Annotated in this window: 1 protein-coding gene and 1 pseudogene; one reads left to right on the top strand and one right to left on the bottom strand. The window is 39.0% G+C overall.

All coding sequences use genetic code 11. From position 1 onward, the window contains the following. Positions 1 to 874 (bottom strand): hypothetical protein (locus tag LJE12_RS19430; RefSeq protein WP_227219488.1); only part of this gene is annotated, 874 nt, incomplete at its 3' end. A 364-nt stretch (positions 875 to 1,238) separates the two neighbouring features. On the opposite strand from LJE12_RS19430, the pseudogene LJE12_RS21185 reads away from it, so the two are divergent. Next, positions 1,239 to 1,492: pseudogene (locus LJE12_RS21185) on the top strand (IS110 family transposase); the annotation flags it as partial. Positions 1,493 to 1,815: the final 323 nt, after the last annotated feature.

Genomic DNA, 1,815 nt, shown 5'->3' with positions numbered 1-1,815 from the left:
ATTCTATTCCTCCTGTGATGGAAACCTTAAAAATATCAGTAGCTACCTGTTCTTCCTTTTTCGGACGAAGATAAACCGTTGTACCTTCTCCGGGCATAATAACCCCCGTTTCATAATCATCAAGGTACGCCCAGAAATGTTCCGTATTCTCAAAATCAACCGTAACAGGATTTTTTCCATTGTTATATATCCATATACTGCGTTTTGGACACATAAACATATCCGGATCCGGATCTGTATTATCCCACCAGTCGTATTCTTCAGGGGTAATTGTGAGAAATCTCGTACCGCTATTCGGTCTGCAGTTCACCTCATAATCCTGATCAGATGCGCCGCGAATAAGAACCCGTATCCTACACTTCGCCTGAATGCCTTCTTCTGTTTCCATGACAAAGGTTTCTTCATGAATTCCCGGAGAAAGATTTTTCTTTACATAAATATCCGCTGCAACAGCTTCTCCGGGCTTAACCTTATTCCCAACTTCCATTGGAAACCTTCCCTGAAACGGATAATCAAACGGCTCAAGTGTAAAATCATTCAATTCTGAGATAGATTTGATATGCCAAGCCTCTGTGCCTGTATTTTTTATCTCTAGCCTTTCCCACCCCCAACCACTGCCGTTTACTCCAGTCTGTCCCAAATCAAGGATTTCACTAGAAACTGTCGCCTCATATTTCTCATATCTCATTTCACTGTCTGAATCCACAGTATCCTCGAAAATAGCTGAAGCTTCCGATACATCGCCTTCCTGCTCTGTGGTTTCCGAAATAAATGTTTCCTCTCCAGCAGAAAAATCGGCTGCCAATACCGGCTGACCGGTAACGATCACAGCAGAAAGAAACAGCGATAAAAATGTTTTGCCTCTCCTTCTCATAATACTTTGCCTTCTTTCCATCATTATACCTCGTTATCATGTTACGTTTATGTTAACATATTGTATCATATATGTAATATTTTTTCAACAATCTTTTTTATTTAACATATTTAACTATGCAGAAAAAGCGGCTTGAAAAGCCGCTTTTTTCTACCTTTGCAGGAACCCAATCTCTGTAAAGATAAGTTTCGTTATTTAAATTCAATGGAAGAAAATCTGTAGATGTAGATTTCTTTTGCATTGTGCGTTTTATTCCAAGCTTCAATAAGCAGTTTTCGTGTTTCATCATGCAACATAATAATCACCTCTTGACTCTATCATAGACCTGTTGTCAAGAATGTGCAGTATTTTTTGGGAGTGCTATAAGAAACATCCTGAATTTACAGACCGTTACCGTCGCATCAAAGCACGCCGTGGTCACAAGAAAGCCGTCATTGCTGCCGTATGATCCTGACCGCTATCTGGCACATACTCACAGATTTAAAGCCATATACACCGGAAGGTTTTCTTGACTCCCGTCCTGTGAATAAAGAAAAAGTGTTAACTACTTCACAGGCACTTAATCTGCTTAAGCAAAGAGGTTATTTTATCAAAGACGATCCTTTGTCAGTTTCCTGATTAGGTGTTGCGTTTATATTCAATTTTTCAGCCACCTAAAGATGGCTTATTTGTGATGTCAAAATTTATTCTCTATCCACTATCCCTTTGTTTCAAACTTTCAGTTTCCTATTATGTAATCAGTCCGTCTTTTTTGTCCGTTCTGTTTTTTTCTTCTGCTGTCTGGTAGCTCTCTTTCTGTTTTTCAGGTTTTGTAAAGTCAACTTTACAGAATTTACTTTTCTCTTTCTCAAACCAATTTAAACTTTTCTAAACAAGGGGCAGTTGCCTGTTTCTTTTTATTTTACCCTGATTCTTCTTCCCCAGGATACCCAGTCTCCGTA

Origin of the sequence: Blautia sp. DFI.6.71, from assembly GCF_020593585.1 — a bacterium.
In the GTDB taxonomy this organism is placed as follows: domain Bacteria; phylum Bacillota; class Clostridia; order Lachnospirales; family Lachnospiraceae; genus Blautia_A; species Blautia_A wexlerae.
The sequence above is the reverse complement of the archived record's forward strand: the minus strand, read 5'-3'. Positions and strand labels throughout refer to the sequence as shown.